The 1,491-nt window shown below is 74.4% G+C and carries 1 protein-coding gene; it reads right to left on the bottom strand.

All coding sequences use genetic code 11. From position 1 onward, the window contains the following. A partial coding sequence (locus AB0O00_RS39115; protein WP_363659435.1) for a right-handed parallel beta-helix repeat-containing protein occupies positions 1–1,491 on the bottom strand: 1,491 nt, incomplete at both ends.

Here is a 1,491-nt window from a genome sequence, read left to right as displayed (position 1 = left end):
GCCAGGCCGCTGGCCTCCTCGGTGACGTCGGCCGGCAGGAGCAAGGTGAGGTCGGCGTTGTCGAAGTGCTCCAGTTCCGCGAGCCGCCCGGCCTGCCGGTCGACCATCTCCTCGAACACCTTGCGCGCCGCCCGCCCGTTGCCGAAGTCCGGCCCCTTGGGCATCCGTTCGAAGTGGAGGGCGAGCGCCTCGCGCGTGCCCTCGTCGAGTTCGTAGCCGTGGCTCGCGGCGGCCCGCTCGACGATGGTGGTGAGCTCGTCGTCGCTGTAGTTCTCGAACTCGACGGTGCGGCTGAAGCGGGAGGCGAGGCCCGGGTTGGAGGCCAGGAACTCGCGGATCTCGTCCTCGTACCCGGCGACGATCACCACGAGGTCGTCGCGGTGGTCCTCCATGAGCTTGACGAGGGTGTCGATCGCCTCGCGGCCGAAGTCCGGGCCGCTGCCGCCCGATCCGGCGGAGAGCGTGTAGGCCTCGTCGATGAACAGCACCCCGCCCAGTGCCTCCTTGACCACCTCGGTGGTCTTGAGCGCGGTGCCGCCGATGATGGACGCGACCAGGTCGGCCCGCGCGACCTCGGTGAGGTGCCCGCTGCGCAGCACGCCGAGTTCGGCGAGGATCGCGCCGTAGAGGCGGGCGACGGTGGTCTTGCCGGTCCCGGGCGGGCCGGCGAAGACGAGGTGGCGGCTCATCGGGAGGGAGGGCAGGCCGGCCTGTTCGCGGCGGCGGGCGAGCTTGTTGAGGTTGACGAGCGTGGCGACCTGGTCCTTGACGCCCTCCAGGCCGACGAGGGTCTGCAGGACGGCCTGCGGGCCCTGCTCCTTCACCGGGGCCGCGGCCGCGCCGGCCGGTCCGTCCGGTCCGTCCGGAGTGACCTCCGCGGCCGCCGGGGCCGTCTCGGCGGTGGCCGTGCCGTGGGCGTCCCCGGAGCGGTTGTCGCGGCTGTCCAGGTGCTCGACGGCGAGCCGGTCGGTCGGCTCGGTCTGCCGGAGTCCCGCGCCCTCGTTCTCGGCGACCACGCAGTCGGTCAGCCGGACGGGCTCCGCGGACTCCGAACGGACGCCGTCCACGCCGTTGCCGGTCATCCGGCAGCCCGTCAGGGTCGCCCGGGCGCCGGGCAGGAGGTGGAGGCCGTGGCGCCGGTTGGCCCGCAGTCCGGCCCGGGTGGCGGTCAGTTCGCCGTCGTGCTCGACGCTCACGCCGTCGTGCGCATTGTCCTCGGCCTCGACGTCGCGCAGCGTCGCGACGCCCTCGGCGCCGACCGAGATCCCGCAGCCCTTGCTGCCGCGCACGGTGCTGCCGCCGACGTAGGTGTTCGCGCCGTCCTCGATCCGCACCCCGTCCCGGCCCGAGTCGACGACGGTGGCGTCCTCGATCCGGCCGCGCCCGTCGCGCAGCACCTCGACGCCGTGCCCGGCCGCGGCCGTGACGGAGAGGCGGCGCAGCAGCGGGTTGGCGCCGTCGCGGACGACGACCCCGGCGCCGGCCGCGTCC

The sequence above is a fragment of the Kitasatospora sp. NPDC093558 genome, from assembly GCF_040683475.1.
GTDB lineage: Bacteria > Actinomycetota > Actinomycetes > Streptomycetales > Streptomycetaceae > Kitasatospora.
The sequence above is the reverse complement of the archived record's forward strand: the minus strand, read 5'-3'. Positions and strand labels throughout refer to the sequence as shown.